Genomic DNA, 20,143 nt, shown 5'->3' on the forward strand with positions numbered 1-20,143 from the left:
CACACATGGAACTGTATGAACTGACTGCCCTGGAGCTGGCTCAAAAGCTCCGCACCGGCGAGGTGACCCAGCAGGAGGCGGTGGAGGCCGCCCTCTCCCGTATTCACGCCACCCAGCCGGGCAACAACGCCTTTGTCACGGTGGACGGCCCCGTCTTCTCGGCGGCCGACCTGTATGCCTCCCCTCTGGCCGGGGTGCCCATGGCCTACAAGGACAACATCTGCACCAAAGGGGTGCCTACCACCTGTGCTTCCAAGATTCTGGAGGGCTTCGTCCCCTGCTATGACGCCACTGTGGTGGAGCGTCTGTCCGCCGCCGGAGCGGTGTCCATGGGCAAGCTGAACATGGATGAGTTCGCCATGGGCTCCACCTCTGAGACCTCCCACTGCGGCCCAGTGAAAAATCCCTGGGATCTGACCCGGGCAGCTGGCGGCTCCTCCGGCGGCGCTGCCGCCGCCGTGGCAGCCGGTGAGGTGTGGTACGCCATCGGCTCGGACACCGGCGGGTCCATCCGCCAGCCCGCCGCCTACTGCGGCGTCACCGGCATGAAGCCCACCTATGGCACTGTGTCCCGATACGGCCTCATCGCCTACGCCTCCTCCCTGGACCAGATGGGCCCCATCGCCCGGTCCGCCGCCGACTGCGCGGCGGTGCTGGACCTGATCCAGGGCAGGGACCCCCGGGACGGCACCAGCCTGGACGCCCCCGCCGGAGGACTGCTGGCCTCCCTCACCGGGGACCTGAAAGGCAAGAAGATCGGTCTGCCGGTTGACTGCTTCGGCGAGGGCCTGACCCCGGAAGTGCGGACCGCCGTGCTGGCCGCCGCCGAGGTGCTGAAAGCCCGTGGGGCTGAGGTGGAGGAGTTTGCCCTGCCGGTGATGGAGTATGTGGTGCCCACCTACTATATTATCGCCGCCGCCGAGGCCTCCTCCAACCTGTCCCGGTTCGACGGCGTGAAGTACGGATGGCGGGCTGAGGGCTATGAGGACCTCACCAGCCTTTACTGCAAGACCCGCACCCAGGGCTTCGGCTCCGAGGTGAAGCGGCGCATCCTGCTGGGCACCTTCGTGCTGTCCTCCGGCTACTACGACGCCTACTACAAAAAGGCCCTTCAAGTAAAGGCCCTCATCAAGAAGGCCTTCGACGAGGCCTTTGCCAAATACGATCTGCTGCTCACACCGGTGGCACCCACCACCGCTCCCAAGCTGGGGGAGAGCCTCACCGACCCGCTGAAGATGTACCTCAGCGACATCTACACCGTGTCGGTCAACCTGGCGGGCCTGCCCGCCCTGTCCATGCCCTGCGGCTTTGACGGCAAGGGTATGCCCATCGGCGCCCAGCTCATCGGTCCCGCCCTGGGCGACGGCGGGGTGCTCAACGCCGCCCACGCCTTCCAGCTGGACACCGGCTGGCACAAGAAAAGCCCCAAAGGAGGCGACGCACAATGACCTGGGAAACCGTCATCGGTCTGGAGACCCATGTGGAGCTGGCCACCAAGACCAAGATTTTTTGCTCCTGCACCACCCAATTCGGCGGCGCGCCCAACACCCACTGCTGCCCGGTGTGTACCGGTATGCCGGGCACCCTGCCGGTGCTCAACGAAAAGGTACTGGAGTTTGCGGTAAAGGCCGGTCTGGCTCTGAACTGCGAGATCAGCCGTTTCAGCCGCTTTGACCGGAAGAACTACTTCTACCCCGACCTGCCCAAGGCCTACCAGATCTCCCAGCTCTACCTGCCCATCTGCCACGACGGCAAAGTGGACATCGGGGAAGGCAAGACCATCCGCATCCACGAGCTGCACATGGAAGAGGACGCGGGCAAGCTGGTCCACGACCCCTGGCTGGACCAGACCCGGGCGGACTACAACCGCTGCGGCGTGCCCCTCATTGAGATTGTCACCGAGCCCGACTTTCGCTCGGCTGAGGAGGTCATCGCCTACCTGGAGAAGCTGCGCTCCACCCTGCAATATCTGGGCGTGTCCGACTGCAAGATGCAGGAGGGCTCCCTGCGGTGTGACGTAAACCTGTCGGTGCGTCCCGCCGGGTCCACAGAGTTCGGCACCCGCACCGAGATGAAGAACCTGAACTCCTTCAAGGCCATCTCCCGGGCCATCGCCTATGAGGCCCGGCGGCAGATCGAGCTCATTGAGGAAGGCAAGCAGGTGGTCCAGGAGACCCGCCGCTGGGACGAGAACAAGGACGCCACTTACGCCATGCGCTCCAAGGAGAACGCCCAGGATTACCGTTACTTCCCCGAGCCGGACATTCCGCCGCTGGAGCTGTCCGACAAATATATCGAAGGACTCCGGGCCGCCCAGCCCGAGCTGGCCGAGGCCAAGCGGGAGCGATATCAGCGGGACTGGGGCCTGCCCGCCTACGACGCTGAGATGCTCACCTCCCAGAAAGCTTTGGCCGACTTTTTTGAAGAAGTAGTTGCCCTGGGAGCCGATGCCAAGCAGGCCTCCAACTGGGTCATGGGTCAGGTTATGGGCCAACTGTCCGCCCACGGCCTGGAGGCCAAGGACATGAAGCTAACCCCCGCCACTCTGGCCAAGCTCATCGCTCTGGTTCAAGATGGCAAGCTCAACCGCAACACCGCCGTCAAGGTCTTTGAAGCGGTCTTTGCCGACAACGGCGACGTGGATGCTTATATTAAGGAACATGGTCTGGCCCAGGTGTCCGACGCCGGGCTGGTGACCGCCGTGGTGGAACAGGTGCTGGCCGCCAACCAGAAGTCGGTGGAGGACTTCAAATCCGGCAAGGAGAAGGCCTTCGGCTTCCTGGTGGGCCAGGTCATGCGGCAGCTCAAGGGCCAGGCCGCCCCGGCGGTGGTCAACCAGGTGCTGCGGGAAAAGCTGTCCCAGTAACGCGCCTCACACCTTGACAGGATTCCGCTCTTCTGGTATGCTCTTATCCACAAGTAAACCATGTGCATGACGCCCGTCACCGGATGGGCGAGGCAACGTGCCTGAGTATATTCCGTAGGTCTTTGAAGGAATATACTCAGGCACGTTTTTCATTTGCACCCGGGAGGACAAACCATGCGGCGGACTTTTTTCAAGTACATCTCCTTAAATATGCTGGGAGCCCTTGGGCTGTCCGGCTACATTATGGCGGACACCTTTTTTGTGGCCAACCGGCTGGGCTCCGACGGGCTGGCGGCCCTCAATCTGGCTATTCCCATTTTCGGGCTCATCAACGGACTGGGCATCCTGCTGGGCATCGGGGGCGCCACCCGCTACTCCATCTGCCGGTATCAGGGGGATAAAGATCGGGCCAACCGCACCTTTACCTTGTCCCTGCTCACCGGGCTGGGGCTGGGGATCATCCTGGCTCTGCTGGGAGCCTTCTGTGCCCGGCCCATCGCTCTGCTGCTGGGGGCTAATACCGACACACTGCCTCTGTGCACTGTCTATCTGCGCACGGTACTCCTCTTCTCTCCCTGTTTTCTCCTCAACCATGTGATGGTGTGCTTTATCCGCAATGACGGCAATCCCAAGCTGGCCATGACCGCCATGCTCACCGGCAGTCTGGCCAACATCGCCCTGGACTACCTCTTCCTCTATCCTTTAAATATGAGTATTTTCGGGGCAGCTCTGGCCACCGGCACCGCTCCGGTAATCGGGCTGTGTCTCTCCTCTCTCCACAGCCTCACTGGTCGGAATCAGTACCGGCTGAGCCGGCCCGCCAACCCGGCCCGGTCCCTGGCCGACGTGGCAGGCCTGGGCAGCGCCGCCTTTCTCAATGAGTTTACCTCCTGCATGGTGCTGGCTCTCTATAACGCCCTGATGCTCCGGGCTGCCGGTACGGTTGGGGTGGCAGCCTACGGCGTGGTGGCCAATCTGGCGCTCATGGCTCTGGCTCTGTTTACCGGCCTGTCCCAGGGGGCCCAGCCTCTCATCAGTCAGTCCTACGGTCGGGGAGACCATCACACCGTCCGTCAGCTTTGCCGTCTGGCCCTGCTGGTCTCCTGTCTGGTGGGTCTGGCCTTGGCCCTCATCGCTCAATTCGGGGCCGAACCCCTGGCAGCCCTGTTCAACCGGGATGGCGACCCGGAACTGGCCCGGCTGGCAGTAAGCGGGCTGCGGATCTATTTCTGGGGCTTTCTCTTTGCCGGACCCAACATTATTGCCGCCTCCTTTCTGGGTGCTGTGGAGCAGCCCCGTGCCTCCTTTCTCCTGTCCCTGTTCCGGGGCGGCGTAGGCATTGCCGCGCTGGTACTTTTGCTGGCATGGCTGCTGGGCGTCACCGGGATCTGGCTGGCTTTCCCGGTCACAGAGCTGCTTACCCTCTTTCTGGCTCTGGGTGTCAGCCGCAGGGTCCTTCGTACTCCACTATCTTAATAAAACAAACTCCCCCCGGTTCAGCTCAAAGGTTGAACCGGGGGGAGTTTTGGTTTGGTTTAAACGCCGGTGGCGTCGGAGGAAATGGAGGCCCGCTCCTGAGCAATGTTCAGGGCGTGGTCGCCAATCCGTTCAAAGTCGGTGAGCAGCTCGGAGAAGATAATGCAGGCCTCGTCGGAGCAAGAACCCTTCCGCATCCGCTTGAGCTGGTTGCGGCGGTATTCCTCAGTCATGTCGTCCATCCGCTGCTCCAGGGCGGACACCTTGGTCAGCCACTTAGTGGGATCGGTAACCTCCTGTCCCAGGAGATCCAGGGCCTCCAGGCTGACCTGCTCCATCCGCTTAATCTCTTCCCGGGCCTCGGGAGAGAATTGGATGTTCTTATCATGCATCATCTGGGTATACTCGCAAATGTTCATGGCATGGTCGCCGATGCGCTCAATGTTGCCGGTGATCTTGAAGTAGGCGCTGACGGCGGTGGAATCCTGCTCGTTGGTCTCATGGACGATAACCTGGGAGATATACTGGGAGATCTCCTTATTCAGGTAGTCCAGATAGTCCTCGGTGGCCTCGGCACCTTCCATTTTCTTGGGGTCCACATCCAGCACCGCCTGGAAGCAGGTGGCGATGTTTTCCCGAGCCATCCCCAGCATCCGGTTCAGCTCCTGCCGCAGCTGGGTGATATACATGGCGGAGAAGCCGATGGGGTGCTCCTGCTTGGTGTGGGTGGGGTTGGGCACCAGATAGGCCAGGTGCATTCCCTCCTCGCCGCTCTCACTCCGGTCGGGCAGGATGAACATGGCCAGCTTCACCAGCCCGTTGCCGAGGGGCAACAGCAGAATGGTGGTGACAACGTTAAAGAGGGTGTGCATATTGGCGATCTGGGCCGCCGGATAATTCGGGGTCAGGCTCACCATGAAGTCGGTCAGCGGCGTCAGAATACAGACCGCCGTAAAGAGCACCGTACCAAACAGGTTGAACATCAGGTGGATCACCGTAGTGCGCTTGGCGTTACGGCTGGTGCCAATGGAAGCAAGCACAGCGGTGATACAGGTGCCGATGTTCTGGCCAAACAGAACGAACACGGCGCTGTCCAGGCCGATGACTCCGCTGACTGCCAGGGCCTGAAGAATGCCTACAGAGGCGGAAGAGGACTGGATCAGTGCGGTAAAGAGGGTACCCACCAGAATACCGATCAGGGGATTGGAGAAGGTGCTGACCACGTCCACGAAGGCGGGCCACTCCTGCAGGGGCTCCATGGAGGAGCTCATCATCTCCATGCCGATGAAGAGTACGCCCAGACCGGCCAGGATGTTGCCGTAGTGGTGGATCTGGGGTTTCTTCAGGAATACCACCATGGCCACGCCCACAAAGGCAAACAGGGGAGCCATCGCACCCACATCCAGGGCGATGAGCTGGCCGGTAATGGTGGTACCGATATTGGCACCCATAATGATCCACACAGCCTGCCGCAGGGTCATCATGCCGGAGTTAACGAAGCCCACCACCATGACTGTTGTGGCGGAAGAAGATTGGATCACCGCAGTGATCACCGCGCCCACCAGGACGCCAAGGAAACGGTTGGAAGTCAGTCGCTCAAGGATGCGCTTCATACGGTTGCCAGCTGCGGCCTCCAGGCCGGAACTCATCATCTGCATACCGTAGAGGAACAAGGCCAGGCCGCCCAGCAGCCCCAGAAGGATGCTTATGTTTCCCACGTTTTTTCTCCTCTTTTTTTATATTTCCTTTTCAGTTTCTTTACAATGTCCTGTCTAAGTATATCGAATGTAAAGTTTGTCGTCAATGGGATTTTGTACGAAGTTTTGCTCCCTTTCTCCCTCTGCTCCGGCAGGTTTTTCCCCCTCATTTTATGGAAATTTAATGCCTGTTCAGTTGCCTTTTCCACCGCTATGGGCTATACTACCTTTATCAGTCCCTTCTGATACTGAAAAAAATGTCGAATTGCCTAAAGGAGAAACGTTCATGGAACAGCAACCGGCCAAAAAGGCCCATGGGCCCAAAAGCAAGTCCGGAAAACTGGTGCTCTGTATCATACTCACCATTTTGATCGGCTTGGTCTATTTCTATGTGGCTCTGCCCCCTATCAATCCCCAGTCCGGCGATTTTTATGTCTTTATCGCCGTGTTGTGTATCGTATTTGTGGTCACCTCCATCCTCACCTCCGGCATGGACCTGATCCGGGACGGCAGTGGGCCCAAGGACTACCTGCGCTTCATCAAATCCCGCTGTCTGCCGGCCGGCATCCTGCTGCTGGTCCTCATCGCCATCGGCATCGTGGGCACCCTCATTTCCCTGCCCATCTTCCGGGCCGGGGCCTACCGGGATCTGCTCACCGTGGAGGACGGCAACTTTACCACCGACATCGCCGAGATTTCTTTTAATGAGATCCCCACGCTGGACGAGTCCTCCGCCGAATACCTCAGCGACCGCCAGATGGGTACCCTCAGCGATATGGTGAGTCAGTTTGAGTATTCCTTTGACTCCACCCAGATCAACTACCAGGGCCGGCCCGTCCGTGTGGCTCCCATCGCCTACGCCGACTTGTTCAAATGGTTTACCAATCGAGGTACCGGTCTGCCCGCCTATGTCACGGTGGACATGGTCACCCAGGAGGCCACGGTGGTCCGGCTGGAGGAGGGCATGAAATACTCCTTCTCCGAGCCTCTTAACCGCAATATTGAACGCCACCTGCGCTTCAACTACCCTACCTTTATCTTCGGCACCCCCCAGTTTGAGATCGACGAGGAGGGCCGCCCCTACTGGATCGCTCCCCGCATCGTCAAGACCATCGGCCTGTTCGGCGGCGACGACATCCAGGGCGCGGTGCTGGTGGACGCCATCACCGGCGAATGCACCTACTATGAGCTGGCCAATATCCCCAGCTGGGTGGACAACGTGTTTACCCCCGAGCTGATTATGGAGCAGTACGACTACCACGGCACTCTGGTCAACGGCTTCATCAACTCCATCTTCGGCCAGCGGGACGTGACCATCACCACCAGCGGCTCCAACTATATTGCCCTCAACGACGACGTGTATATGTACACCGGCGTTACCTCCGCCAATGCCGACCAGTCCAACCTGGGCTTCCTGCTGTCCAACCAGCGTACCAAGGAGACCAAGTTCTACTCCGCCCCCGGCGCCACCGAGGCGGCGGCCATGTCCTCCGCCGAGGGCGTGGTGCAGGACCTGAAATACACTGCCACCTTCCCCCTGCTGCTCAACATCGCCAACGAGCCCACCTACTTCATCCCCCTGAAGGACGCCACCAATCTGGTGAAGAGCTACGCCATGGTCAACGTAGCCCAGTATCAGGTGGTGGCCACCGGCTCCACCGTGTCGGCCTGTGAGCAGGAGTATATCAAGCTGCTCAACAACAAGGGCATCACCACCCCGAATGAGACCCCACGCACTGAGGTCTCCGGCGTCATCAGCGACATCCGCTCGGCAGTCATGGAGGGCAACTCCTACTACTTCATTCAGCTGGAGGGCGATCCCACCTACTACGCCATCTCTGCCGCTCAGAATCCCTTGGCTGTCATTCTCAATGTGGGCGACCAGGTGACTATCCAGCACACTCCCGCCATTGACGGGGAAACCTCCTCCATTCTGGATGGCTCCACCATCACTCTGGACGGAGCGGCCCAGCCCGCTCCCTCGCCTATTGTCACTCCCGCACCCCAGGAGGAGACCGGTACCGGGGAAGCTTCTCCCTCCCCCGCTCCGGCGGAATAAGATTTCTACAAAAAGAGCACGCTGCTGATGCAGCGTGCTCTTTTTCACTTCTGTTTGCTTTTCCATGTCCGCAGCAGTGCTAATGCCTCCGGGGACAGCAGCAACAGGGCGAACAGGTTGGGCAGTGCCATGAGCCCGTTGAAGATGTCCGCCAGCTGCCACACCGCTGTTACGTCGGCTACACTGCCCCACACCAGCGCCCACAAAAATACCAGCCGGTAGATCCACCGCCAGCGGTTGGAGCCGCTCAGGTAGGCCAGCCCCCGCTCGCCATAGTAACAGCACCCCAGGAGGGAGGTGAAGGCAAACAGCAGCAGGCATACCGACACAAAAATTTCCCCAAAAGAGCCGAACACGGTGGAAAACCCCGCCGCCGACAGGGGAGCTCCCAGCATCTCCGGCGTCACCTGTCCCCGCTGGATGGCTGCCAGGGCCTCCTCCGGTTGATAAACTCCGGTGGTAAGGATCACCAGCGCGGTGATGGAGCACACCACGATGGTAGCCACAAACACCTCAAAAATGCCCCACATCCCCTGCTCCGCCGGCTCTCTGGTGTCGGCGGCGGCATGGGCGATGGAGGAGGAGCCCATGCCCGCCTCGTTGGTGAACACCCCCCGGGCCACGCCGTACCGCAGCGCCGCCGCCATGGAGTAGCCAGCGCCGCCCCCCAGGGCCGCCTTGGGTGTGAACGCGCCCTCCACGATCTCTCTCAGCGCCCCAGGCAGGGCCTGGGCATGGCAGCAGAGCACCGCCATGCCCCCTCCCACGAAGAGGAGGGCCATACAGGGCACCAGAGTCTCGCTCACCTTTCCGATGCGGCCGATGCCGCCCACCACCACCGCACCGGTGAGCAGGGCCACCACGATGCCCACCGCCAGCGGGTCCAGACCGAAACCGGCGTGGAGGGCGGCTGAAATGGAATTGGCCTGCACCATATTGCCGCCCCCCAGGGAGGCGGCCACACAGCACAGGGCGAACAGGGTGGCCAAGGCGGGGCTCCCAAGCCCCTTTTCCATATAGCACATGGGGCCACCCTGCCAGCAGCCCTTCTCGTCCTTTTCCCGGTAGCGTACCGCCAGGATCTTTTCCACACAGCCGGTCATCATGCCCAGGAAGGCAGATACCCACATCCAGAATACCGCCCCCGGCCCACCGTAAAAGATGGCGGTGGCCACTCCGGCGATGGAACCTGTGCCAATGGTGGCCGCCAAAGCGGTGGACATGGCCTGCAGCTGAGTCAGCCCCCGCCCGGTACCTTTTCTGGCTTTTTTGCCCAGTGCCCCCGCCGTGGTCCTGAGCCACAATCCACAGTGTACTACCTGAAAAAATCCGCTGCGCACCGACAAATAAAGGCCCGCAATCAGAAACAAGCCCAGCAGCCACGGATTCCAGATCAGATCGGCCAGCCGCTCCAATCCGGTCATAGCCCCACCCCCTTGTCCCAGGGGTATGCGGACAGGGGCAGTTCCATGCCTGTATCTTGTCCGGAGCCGGAACGATCAGAGCAGCTGCACCCCCAGCAGAGGGGCCAGATCCACCGCCTGTCCCGGATTGATCTTCAGCCCCCGCAGCTCCTGCAGGCTCTCTGACACGGTAATGCCCTGGATCTGGCAGTCGGACAGGTCCAGACCCTTCAGCGGAGTTCGGAAAAAGTCCACCCTCTGAAAGTTGGACCCATGGGGCTCCAGGCCGCTTACCCGGGCCTCTGCCATGGAGGCCTCCCGCAGATCGCAGCCGGTCAGACTGGTCCGGTTCCACAGGGATTTGGAAAAATTCCCATAGCGAAAGCTGCTGTCGGTCACCGAGCAGTCCTTCCAGCGGCTGGAGATCATCTTCACGCCGTCTCCCTTGCACCCGGACATCCGGCACTTGTTCCACACCGTATCCAGAAAGCTGCAGTTGGAAAAATCACAGCCGTCAAATTCCGACTGATAAAAAGCCGCTTTGGAAAAATCGCACCGCTCAAAACGGCATTTATAGAACCGGATCCGGGTATACTCCAAGTGGGACAGATCCAGTCCCACAAGCTGTTCCTGTTCAATGGCCAGATCCTCCAGGTCCCGCTCCTCGGTTCTGGCCCAATGTAATTGCTGCACCAGCATGATGGTCACGCCTCCTAGGGGATACGCCCCGGCAGCGGGGCCGCATCCTGTCTGCTTATGTTATACTCCTTTTTTGTCCGGCTGTGTAGAGAAAAACGCGCCCGGCTCCGGGGCGTTCCCCGTCTGCCGGGCACATCACAGCCTTCACCGCTCCTTCTGCTGCAGTTGGAGCCGATCGGCGATCATGGCAATAAATTCCGAATTCGTAGGCTTTCCCTTGGCGTTGGAGACCGTGTAGCCGAAGTATTTTTGCAGTGTCTCCAGATCGCCCCGGTCCCAGGCCACCTCGATGGCGTGGCGGATGGCCCGCTCCACCCGGGAGGCAGTGGTGCCAAAGCGTTTGGCCACCTCGGGGTAGAGAATTTTTGTGACCGCGTTGATCACATCCATATCCCCCACGGCAATGATGATAGCCTCCCGCAGATACTGGTAACCCTTGATGTGGGCGGGCACACCGATCTCATGGATGATTCCCGTCACCACATTTTCCAGCCGTCTGGCCCGCTCTTCGCCGTCATCCCCTTCCTCCGTCTCCTGAAGGGCGGCCAGCTGGCGGACCCGCTCGGCCACCGCCGTCAGCCGGCAGGGCTTGAGCATATAGTAATCCGCGCCGGTGGATGCAGCCAGCTCAGCCACGCTGCCCCGGGCAAATCCGGAGAGCACCAGCACCCGGGGTCTGGCTTCGGCCTTGGACAGCGCCTGCAAGACCTCCACCCCATCCATCTGGGTCAGCACCAGATCCATCACCAGCACATCCGGCGCCAGACGCTCTGAAAGCTGAAGCGCCTCTTCTCCATCTCCTGTGGCTCCCACCACCTGGATGCCCGCTTCCCCTTCCAGCTGTTCCACCAGAATACGGCGAAATTCTTCGCTTGCATCCGCTACCAGGACTTTGATTCTCCGTTCCAATATTGACACCCTTTCCAGCAGGCTCCTCCTGCTCCACATTTGCCGCCTGGCCAAGGCTGATTACCGGTTGGCTATAATTTACCATAATCAGACAGCAAGCGCAAGGGTTTTACTGGTAATTTATGGTTATTTCTCTTCGACTTCGTTCGACTTTTCCGCAGAAATTCCGACGCAGACCCTCTTTTCCCTCTCATATCTTCCAATGTTCGTGCAAAAAAGACGCCGGGAGCGGCGGACCGCTCCCGGCGTTTTCGGGTTATTAGGCTTCTGTTTTACCAGTTTCCGCCTGCTCCAGCATATGCTCTGCCAGGATGCCGTAGCCCTGGGTGGGATCATTGACCAGTACATGGGTCACAGCCCCCACCAGTCTGCCGTTCTGGAGGATGGGCGAGCCGCTCATCCCCTGCACAATGCCGCCGGTAGTATCCAGCAGTCTGGCGTCGGTGACTTTCAGCATCAGATTGCGGGTATCTCCCTCTTTTTCGGGAAAAATACGGGTGATCTCCACCTCATACTCCTCCACCTGATCGCCGGCCACATTGGACAAAATGACCGCCGGGCCCACCTGGACCTGGCTGCGTTCCGCCACCGGCACCGGCTCCATGCCGTCAGTCATGGTCTCATCGCTGATCTGGCCAAAGACGCCGCTACAGGTGTTGGACCACAGCACGCCCAGGTCCCGGTCAGTCTGAAAAGCTCCGTGGAGTTCCCCCGGCGTTCCCTTCACGCCCTTCTGCACATCGGTGACTTCGGAATAGAGGATGGACCCGGACTGCATGGGCATCAGCTTTGCCGTATCCACATCGTTGATGCCGTGGCCCAGAGCGCCGAAGGTACCAGTCTCAGGATCGCAAAAAGTCATGGTGCCGATACCTGCCATGGAGTCTCTGATCCAGGCGCCCAGTTTATACTGCCCGTCGGCACTGCACTGGACCGCCTGGGCGGTAAACTGGACCTCTTTGTCGTCCCGCACCGCACGGATGCTCATGGCCTGGTCCCCCACCTGCTGCAGCACGGCCTGGACCTCTTCAATGCTGTCTACTTCTTCCCGGTTGATGTGGGTGATGATATCCCCTTCCTTCAGCCCACAGTCCCGGGCCGGGGTGTGACTGCCGTCAGCCGCCGTCACCTCACCAAAACCAACCACCATCACGCCGTCGGAAAACAGTTTAATCCCTACGGTACGGCCCATGGGGATCACTTCTCTGGTTTCCGCCGCCCTGACGGGCTGGAACCAGGCCGCCCAGGCAAGCAGCAGCACCGCCGTCAGTACCGCGCCCACCCAGGGCCTGATCTTTGGTTCTTCTTTTCCCATTTCGCTGTCCACGCTCCTTCCCCAAATCATTGGCGTTTTGTACGCCTGTTACTAATATGGTTTTCAAATGGACGAACCACGCTGGCAATGAAATGTTCCTTTGGCTTGGTGCTTCTTTCCAACTGCCGCCCGGCAGATCGTTGGCGCTTTACCCCTGTTCTTTTCTCCCCCTGTTTCCTGCTTTTTATCTGGAGGCTCTGTGGTATTTTTTTCTTTTGTTTGCATATGTTACGGCATATAAGACGAAAGGATGTGTCCGCCATGCCGCGCCTGAGCAAGACCGAGTGGATCGCTTTTGTTGCCGCCACAGTGGCCGGCGCCTGTCTGCATTTCCTCTATACCCTGCTTCCCTGTCCTGCCACCGCTCTGGTGGCTCCGGTGCGGGAGAGCCTGTGGGAGCACGTCAAACTGCTCTACTGGCCCTGCCTCATTGCCGGGCTGGCTCTGCGCCGCCAGCAGCCTGAGCTGCTGGGACAGCGGGCCTTTGCCCTGCTGGCAGCCACGGCCGGAATGCTGGGAATCGGCTACCTCTATCACATTTCCTTTCAGGGGGACTCCCTTATCTTTGATATCGTCCTCTATCTGTTGATGATGGCGGTATTTTTCCTGCTGCCCTATCTGCTCCACCAGCCCTTCTGGCAGAGCTTTCGGGAAGTGCTGGTCCTGCTGGTACTGGTGCTGGGAATCGCCACACTTCTGTTCACCTTTCTGCCTCCCAACGGCCTTCTCTTTACCGATCTGTCCGGCACTCCCACCTGGGTCACCCTGCCCTGCTGAAGCAAGTCCCCGGAGCGTTTCTCCGGGGACTTGTTGTCTTTTCTGCCTTTCTGCCTGTTTTACCAAAACCACATAAAATTTACCTGCTTTCTACACCGGACCCCTTGTATTTTTGTTTCCGTTTTGTTACCATTATGATATCCGATTTGCCCACATCCAGAGGAAATCTTTATGTGCCGCGGATGCGTTCAGGCTCCATCCAGCCAGCCGAAAAGGTCCCCTCCGGTAGGGCCCGGAAGGAAAGGTGGAATGTTTCATGAGAAAACACACACGCAAGTTCCTGTCCCTGTTCCTCTCCCTGTCCATGGCCAGCAGCTTCTGCATCCCCGCCATGGCTGCCGACGAGGGGGACACCACCGCTGCTACGGATGACGGTATTGTGGTGCTGTACACCAACGACGTCCACTGCACCAGCGACGACGGTATGTCCTATGCCGCCATCGCCGCCTATAAGGCCGAGATGGAAGCCAGCTACGGCGCCGACAACGTTACCCTGGTGGACAACGGCGACGCCATCCAGGGCGGCATCCTGGGCTCCCTGTCCAAGGGCAGCTGGATCGTGGACATCATGAACAATGTGGGCTACGACATTGCCATCCCCGGCAACCACGAGTTCGATTTCGGCATGGATACCTTCCTGGACATCGCCAAGAACCAGGCTGAGTACACCTATGTCAGCTGCAACTTCGTGGACGCCGACGGCAAGGCCGTGCTGGAGCCCTACACCATGGTCACCTACGGCGACGTGGACGTGGCCTATGTGGGTATCTCCACTCCCGAGACCCTGACCAAGTCCGCCCCCGCCTACTTCCAGAACGACAAGGGCGAGTACATCTACGGCTTCTGCCAGGATAAGGACGGCAAGGCCCTGTACGACCAGGTCCAGGATACTGTGGATGCCGCCCGCAAGGCCGGCGCTGACTATGTGGTGGCCCTGGCTCACCTGGGTGAGGACGCCCAGAGCTCTCCCTGGATGTCCACCGAAGTCATTGCCAACACCACCGGCATCGACGTGGTACTGGACGGCCACTCCCACACCACCGAGCCCTCCAAGACCGTGAAGAACGCCGACGGTGAGGACGTGCTCCTGAGCCAGACCGGCACCAAGGCCGAGTCCGTGGGCAAGCTGGTCATCGCTCCCGACGGCACTATGACCACCGAGCTGGTTGCCCTGGCTGACGTGGATACCACCTCTCAGGCCTACACCACCGCCAAGACCTTCATCGAGGGTATCCAGGCTGAGTACAAGGCCATGTCCGAAGAAGTGGTGGCTACTTCCTCCGTGGACCTGACCATCAACGATCCCTACACCGGTGAGCGTGCTGTCCGCTCCGCCGAGACCAACCTGGGCGACCTGTGCGCCGACGCCTACCGCGTGCTGCTGGGCGCTGACATCGGCTTTGTCAACGGCGGCGGCGTCCGCGACAACATCGCTGCCGGCGACATCACCTACGGTAACATCATCGCCGTCCATCCCTTCGGCAACCTGGCCTGCCTGGTTGAGGTCTCCGGCCAGCAGATCCTGGATGCTCTGGAGCTGGGCTCCATGCAGGCCGGCGTGTCTGAGAGCGGCGGCTTCCTGCAGGTCTCCGGCATCAAGTACACCGTGGACACCTCCATCCCCACCTCCGTGGAGCTGGACGACGCTGGTAACTTCGTGAAGGTGGCCGGCGACCGCCGGGTCAAGGATGTTCAGGTTCTGGACAGCGAGACCGGCGAGTACACCGCCATTGACCCCGAGGCCACCTACACCCTGGCCTCCCACAACTATATGCTCAAGGACGGCGGCGACGGCTATGCCATGTTCGGCGCTGACAACGTGAAGATCCTGAAGGATGAGGTCATGGTGGACAACGAGGTCCTCATCAACTACATCAAGGACGAGCTGGGCGGCGTGGTAGGCGAGCAGTACGCCAATCCCAGAGGCGACGGCCGCATCACCGTTCTGTACGCCGACGCCGACTTCTCCGCCTGGTACGGCGAGGCTGTCCGCTATGTGGTGAACAATGATATGATGAGCACCACCAACGGCTTCAGCTTCACTCCCTTCGGCCAGGTGAGCCGCGCCACCGTGTATCAGGTGCTGTACAACATGGAGGGTGCTCCCGCCGTGGAGAAGACCACTGTCACCGACACCGAGGGCAAGTGGTACTCCGACTGCATCAACTGGGCCGCTTCCGTGGGTCTGTTTGAAGGCACCACCTTCGGCGAGGATCAGACTATCACCCGCGCTGAGATCGCCGACCTGATCGCTGCCTATGCCGAGTACAAGGGCATCCAGGCCCCTGCCGCCGACGGCTCCATGGAGAAGGCTCCCGACTATGCCTCCATCCCCGCTGAGTCTCTGGACGGCATGACCTTCTGCTACTACGCCGGCATCATGACCGGCAACGAGGCCGGCCAGCTGATGCCCGCCGGTCAGCTGACCCGGGTGGAGTTTGCTCAGGTTCTGTCCAACTTCGGCGCCCTGACCGCCGAAGAGCCTGCTGCCTGAGGCTCACTCCTGCGTATACCAAAAAAGCTGGGGCGTGCATATGCACGCCCCAGCTTTTTTCTGTTTAGGCCTGTACCGCCTGTTTCAGCGCCTGGGCCAGCTGGTCCGGGCAGGAGGTGGCTTTGAAGCCGCAGCGGATGCCTTCCAGCCGCCGGATGGCCTCATCCACCTTCATACCCTCCACCAGACGGGAGATTCCCTGAAGGTTGCCGTTGCACCCGCCCTGGACCTGCAGGGAGCGGATCACGCCGTTCTCCACATCCACCACCATGCGGTTGGAGCAGACGCCCCTGGGACGATAATCAATGGTCATTTTTCTCTCTCCTTTGATGTTCCCGTTTAACGGGGCAAATCATACCATACTTTGGACAGGATTGCAATTCTTTATACCACTGTGGTATAATAAGCGCAAAAGCCGCAGATGCGCGGCTGTACATTTATACACCCGCCCTTTGTGCTATAAAGGGTAGGCTGCGCCTGTTACACCAGTCCGAATGAGAGGAGGTGTGCCCATTGGCTCCCAGCACCAAACTGGCGCTTGCCAATTCTTTGCGGCGACTGCTGCAGAAGAAGTTCTTGGACGATATTACCGTCAAGGAGATCGTAGAGGACTGCGAAGTCAACCGGCAGACCTTCTATTATCATTTCCAGGATATCTATGATCTGCTCCACTGGTTCCTGGAGCATGAGACCGCCGAGGTCCTGCAGCCCTGCACCTCCTGGCAGGAGGCTTTGATGACCTCCTTCCACTACATACAGGAGAACCACGTCATCATCTATCACATCTACCGCTCCAGCGGCCGTGAGCACCTGGACTGTCAGTTCTTCACCATGTCCCACGCCTTGACTGCCAAGCTGCTGGATACTGCCGCCGAAGGTCTTGTCCTGGCGGAGAGAGACCGGGAATTTCTCATTGATTTCTATATGTACGCCCTGGCCGGCACCATGCTGGGCTGGCTGGCCGACGACATGAAGGAGGAGCCCTCGGAACTGGCTGCCCGCATCAGCTTTTTGCTGGAGGATGAATTCCGGCGGGTGGCTCAGCGTTTTTCCTCACCCCCTCAGCCATCCTGATTTATCCATATATGTATCACCCCGGTAGGAATTGTCTCAGACAGTTCTTCCCGGGGAATTTTCTTGTCAGTTTTTTGAGTTGAATTATGACAGCAGCCTGAAATTCTATCCAGGTTGCCAGTTGATTTTTTGACCAAAATAAACTACCATTTATAGTGCATTTTTACTACACTAGAGAGAGGGGTGTGGGATACGAGTTATCACTTTTTATTTGAGATCGCGGTCATCCTGTTGAGCACCAAGGTCCTGGGAATTGTAACCAAGCGGTTTGCGCTGCCCCAGGTCGTCGGCGCACTGTTGGCCGGACTGCTGCTGGGCCCCGCTATGCTGGGCGTGCTTCAGGAAACCACGCTGATGGACCAGCTGGCAGAATTGGGCGTCATCGTCCTGATGTTCAACGCCGGTCTGGAGACTGACCTGGGCGAACTGAAGAAGGCAGGCGCATCTGCATTCATCATTGCCCTCATCGGTGTTCTGGTCCCGCTGGCAGGCGGCTTTGCGCTGGCCTGCTTCTTCAATACCGGAACTGACACCTTCCTGCAAAACGTCTTTGTCGGCGTGATCCTGACCGCCACCTCCGTCAGCATCACGGTAGAGACTCTGAAGGAGATTGGGAAGCTGTCCACCCGTTCGGGCAACGCCATTCTGGGCGCCGCCATCATTGACGATGTGCTGGGCATCGTGGCGCTCACCATCATCACCAGTATGTCGGGCACCGGCGCCAATGTGCTGATGGTCCTGCTGAAGATTGCAGCCTTTTTCGCTATCAGTGTGGTGGTATGGATCGTGCTTCACCGGATCGTGGAGTGGTGGTTCAAACGATATGACCGGGATAAACGCCGGTTTGTTGTCATTTCCTTTGCGTTCTGCCTGCTGTACGCCTACTTTGCCGAGGAAGTATTCGGCGTGGCCGACATCACCGGCGCCTATATCGCCGGTCTGATCTTCGCCAAGACCCCCCGGGTAGCTTACTTGCAGGACCGCTTCGATACCCTGTCTTACACGCTGCTCTCCCCCATCTTCTTCGCCAGCCTGGGTCTGAAGGTGGTACTGCCGGAGATGAGCGGCTCCATCGTTCTTTTCTCCGTCCTGCTGATCCTCTTGGCTGTAGTCTCCAAGGTGGTGGGCTGCGGGCTGGGCGCCAAACTGTGCCGCTACTCCAATCAGGATTCCCTCCGCATCGGCGTGGGCATGATCTCCCGGGGCGAGGTTGCCTTGATCGTGGCCAACAACGGCATTGCGGCGGGGCTGATGAACGACGACTTCTTTGGTCCCGTGGTGCTGATGGTTATCGCAACCACCATCCTCACCCCCATTTTGCTTAAGCTTGTCTACCGCGGCAAAGAAAAGGACTACAGCGACCTGCAGGAGAGCGAGCTGGTCAACCGCTATGAAGACGCTGCCGCCTTTGATTTGGCCGCTCAGGCCCTGCTGGAAGATCACGAACGACTCCGCGATAGTTCTCACAATCAAAAATAAGAACGCAAAAGCTCCGCTGCTATGGCAGCGGAGCTTTTGTTTTTCTAACTACTAACTAAATCAGCCGTTCAGGTAGCTGTTGTACAGCTCCACCAACTCGTCCTGCTGGGGAGAGATGATAAGCCGCACATACACGCCGTCCCGCTTGACTTCGCTCTTTTCCACGATGGCGTACTGATCGGGCAGGTAGTTGTTGAACTCGTTGCGGCGGGCGTCCAGCCGACTCTGCAGCTTGCTCTCCACCGTCTTGGCGCTGTCCTCGTCCTTGGCCTTCACCAGCACGATCTCCTTGGCGGTAATGCCATCTGCTGCAAGGTTGGCGGCAAAAGCCTCCATATCCTCACTCTGGATGCCGTAGAAGTTGAGCATATCGTCCTGACTCAGCTCAATGCCGCCCTCAATCGGGGCCTTCTCCAACATGGCGTCCATCACTTTCGCCACATCCATATCGGCGGTCTTTGTCCCGCCGCTGCAGCCAGCGGCGCTAACCGCCATCATGACAGCCAATGCCAGCAGCAGTACGCTGCGTACTTTCTTTTTCATACGATCACCTTTCCGCGGTTTCTACCGCACTGTTTTTCCATCCGGTCAGCCGTTCTGACGGGCGGCTGCATCCTGCTTCAAATAATCCACCCAGATCCGGCAGGCCTCATCGGTGAAGTGCATCCCCATACCGGAGGCATCGCTGCAATAGGAATCGGGCAGATAGCCTTCCGCGTCGGTAAGCACCGAGGCGATGTCCACGTAGTAGTAGCCGTTGCGGTCACACATCTCCTTCAGCTTCTCATTGTACAGCCGCAGGTTGGCGTTGTTAAGCACCTTTTTCTCATTGCCCTTGTGGATGGGAGTGGCCGACTGGACAAAGATCTGCAGATCGGGGGTCTTTTCCTTGATAAGCTTGAGCAGTGTCTCCATATTGGCCACCGAGCCGTCCACGCCATACAGGCCCACATCATTCATGCCCAGCAGGATATAGAGCTTTTTAGCGCCGCAGGCATGGACCGAATCCTCCAGACGCATCTTGGTGCCCTGGTAGAGAGGATGAACCGACTCGTCGCTGACCTCCCACAGCGCATTTCCGCTGCCCAGGCTGCCGGCGGTAAGGAACTGGGCCTTGCCCAGATAGTCCGGATCGCTCTGGCGCATCTTGGTCACATATCCGGTCAGCTTCAGGGATACCGAGTCGCCTACAAAGACCACGTCGTCAAACCAGGCCCACTCATCTTCAGGTACTGCCGTGGAAACCGTGGGGGTGCCGCCCCCTTCGATCTCGCCGGCCAGATCCAGTGTCTTATAGAGGAGCGTGGCGGTCTCGCTGCGAGTCACCGGCTGGTGGGGCGCCAGAAGTCCGTCCCCGGTGCCGCTGACGATCCCCCTGGCGTACAGATCACCAATGGCCGCCAGGGCCCAGTCGCTCACCGTGTCCACGTCCTGGAAATCAGCCAGTCCGCCTGACAAGCCCTCTTTCTGCTCTACGCCGAATACCGGCAGGGCCCGCCACAGGAAGGTAAAGGCCTGCTCCCGGTCCAATGAGGCCGCCGGGGAGAATTTCGTCTCAGAGGTACCCTGAGAGATCCCCTGCTCTACCGCCCAGCCCACCGCCTGATAGCAGGCGTCCTCCGGGCGCACATCGGTAAAATTGGGCGTGGCTCCGGACGGGCTTCCCGCCGCCCGCCACAGGCTGAGCACAAAGTCACCCCGATTGATCTGGACCTCCCCCAGGAAGTTTCCAGTCTTGGTGGTGTACATCACATCATGTTCCACCATATAGGATACATAGGGGTAGGACCAATGATCCTGTGAAACATCCTGAATGGTGACCCCGGACGATCCGCCGGTCATCAGTGCCCCAGCCAATAAAAATGCGACCACCTGTTGGATCAGCATAATGTTCC

16 protein-coding genes are annotated in these 20,143 nt (G+C 59.5%); 8 read left to right on the forward strand and 8 right to left on the reverse strand.

The window, feature by feature from the left end; genetic code table 11:
- Positions 1-5: 5 nt before the first annotated feature.
- The 3 genes from gatA to B5E56_RS07080 all read left to right on the forward strand — a co-directional run bounded on the left by gatA (position 6) and on the right by B5E56_RS07080 (position 4,342).
- Positions 6-1,448: an Asp-tRNA(Asn)/Glu-tRNA(Gln) amidotransferase subunit GatA gene (gene gatA / locus B5E56_RS07070; protein ID WP_087389181.1), complete on the forward strand. Its 1,443-nt coding sequence runs from the start codon at positions 6-8 to the stop codon at positions 1,446-1,448.
- A complete protein-coding gene (gatB, locus tag B5E56_RS07075; protein ID WP_087389182.1) occupies positions 1,445-2,866 on the forward strand; it encodes an Asp-tRNA(Asn)/Glu-tRNA(Gln) amidotransferase subunit GatB in 1,422 nt (473 codons plus the stop codon). The genes gatA and gatB overlap by 4 nt, the downstream gene beginning before the upstream one ends.
- 174 nt (positions 2,867-3,040) lie before the next feature.
- Positions 3,041-4,342, forward strand: coding sequence for an MATE family efflux transporter (locus tag B5E56_RS07080; RefSeq protein ID WP_087389183.1), 1,302 nt, complete (start codon positions 3,041-3,043; stop codon positions 4,340-4,342).
- 59 nt (positions 4,343-4,401) lie between these two features.
- On the opposite strand, the gene B5E56_RS07085 is transcribed toward B5E56_RS07080, so the two are convergent.
- Entirely contained in the window at positions 4,402-6,060 is a 1,659-nt protein-coding gene (locus tag B5E56_RS07085) for a Na/Pi cotransporter family protein (protein ID WP_255396441.1), read from the reverse strand.
- Between the two features lie 265 nt (positions 6,061-6,325).
- Between B5E56_RS07085 and B5E56_RS07090 the strand changes: the two genes are divergently transcribed.
- Positions 6,326-8,098 (forward strand): CvpA family protein, encoded by a 1,773-nt coding sequence (locus B5E56_RS07090; protein ID WP_242958810.1) that lies wholly within the window; start codon positions 6,326-6,328, stop codon positions 8,096-8,098.
- 44 nt (positions 8,099-8,142) lie between these two features.
- On the opposite strand, the gene B5E56_RS07095 is transcribed toward B5E56_RS07090, so the two are convergent.
- The 4 genes from B5E56_RS07095 to spoIVB all read right to left on the reverse strand — a co-directional run bounded on the left by B5E56_RS07095 (position 8,143) and on the right by spoIVB (position 12,424).
- Positions 8,143-9,522, reverse strand: a complete 1,380-nt coding sequence (locus tag B5E56_RS07095) for an alanine/glycine:cation symporter family protein (protein ID WP_087389184.1) — start codon at positions 9,520-9,522, stop codon at positions 8,143-8,145.
- A 75-nt stretch (positions 9,523-9,597) separates the two neighbouring features.
- On the reverse strand, positions 9,598-10,200 hold the full coding sequence (locus tag B5E56_RS07100; RefSeq protein WP_087389185.1) for a pentapeptide repeat-containing protein: 603 nt from the start codon (positions 10,198-10,200) through the stop codon (positions 9,598-9,600).
- Between the two features lie 144 nt (positions 10,201-10,344).
- Entirely contained in the window at positions 10,345-11,118 is a 774-nt protein-coding gene (gene spo0A / locus B5E56_RS07105; RefSeq protein ID WP_343212787.1) for a sporulation transcription factor Spo0A, read from the reverse strand.
- A 250-nt stretch (positions 11,119-11,368) separates the two neighbouring features.
- Entirely contained in the window at positions 11,369-12,424 is a 1,056-nt protein-coding gene (gene spoIVB / locus B5E56_RS07110) for a SpoIVB peptidase (RefSeq protein WP_087389186.1), read from the reverse strand.
- A 261-nt stretch (positions 12,425-12,685) separates the two neighbouring features.
- Here spoIVB and B5E56_RS07115 point away from each other — a divergent pair, with 261 nt between their 5' ends.
- The gene (locus tag B5E56_RS07115; protein ID WP_087389187.1) at positions 12,686-13,201 is read left to right on the forward strand and encodes a DUF6512 family protein; all 516 of its coding nucleotides are present in this window, start codon (positions 12,686-12,688) and stop codon (positions 13,199-13,201) included.
- A 256-nt stretch (positions 13,202-13,457) separates the two neighbouring features.
- Positions 13,458-15,695, forward strand: coding sequence for a bifunctional metallophosphatase/5'-nucleotidase (locus tag B5E56_RS07120; RefSeq protein ID WP_206404962.1), 2,238 nt, complete (start codon positions 13,458-13,460; stop codon positions 15,693-15,695).
- 64 nt (positions 15,696-15,759) lie between these two features.
- On the opposite strand, the gene B5E56_RS07125 is transcribed toward B5E56_RS07120, so the two are convergent.
- A complete protein-coding gene (locus B5E56_RS07125; protein ID WP_087188146.1) occupies positions 15,760-16,008 on the reverse strand; it encodes a TIGR03905 family TSCPD domain-containing protein in 249 nt (82 codons plus the stop codon).
- Between the two features lie 200 nt (positions 16,009-16,208).
- Here B5E56_RS07125 and B5E56_RS07130 point away from each other — a divergent pair, with 200 nt between their 5' ends.
- Together B5E56_RS07130 and B5E56_RS07135 are read left to right on the forward strand one after the other, a co-directional pair.
- Positions 16,209-16,769 carry a TetR/AcrR family transcriptional regulator gene (locus B5E56_RS07130; RefSeq protein ID WP_242958812.1) on the forward strand — a complete coding sequence of 187 codons (561 nt, stop codon included), beginning with the start codon at positions 16,209-16,211 and terminating at the stop codon, positions 16,767-16,769.
- 231 nt (positions 16,770-17,000) lie between these two features.
- Positions 17,001-18,248, forward strand: a complete 1,248-nt coding sequence (locus tag B5E56_RS07135; RefSeq protein ID WP_242958814.1) for a cation:proton antiporter — start codon at positions 17,001-17,003, stop codon at positions 18,246-18,248.
- A gap of 60 nt (positions 18,249-18,308) precedes the next feature.
- Here B5E56_RS07135 and B5E56_RS07140 read toward each other — a convergent pair whose 3' ends face one another.
- Together B5E56_RS07140 and B5E56_RS07145 are read right to left on the reverse strand one after the other, a co-directional pair.
- Entirely contained in the window at positions 18,309-18,791 is a 483-nt protein-coding gene (locus B5E56_RS07140; RefSeq protein WP_087328341.1) for a DUF4358 domain-containing protein, read from the reverse strand.
- Positions 18,792-18,836: 45 nt separating this feature from the next.
- Positions 18,837-20,135, reverse strand: coding sequence for an S-layer homology domain-containing protein (locus tag B5E56_RS07145; protein ID WP_087389190.1), 1,299 nt, complete (start codon positions 20,133-20,135; stop codon positions 18,837-18,839).
- Positions 20,136-20,143 lie beyond the last annotated feature (8 nt).

The sequence above is a fragment of the Flavonifractor sp. An112 genome, from assembly GCF_002161085.1.
In the GTDB taxonomy this organism is placed as follows: domain Bacteria; phylum Bacillota; class Clostridia; order Oscillospirales; family Oscillospiraceae; genus Flavonifractor; species Flavonifractor avicola.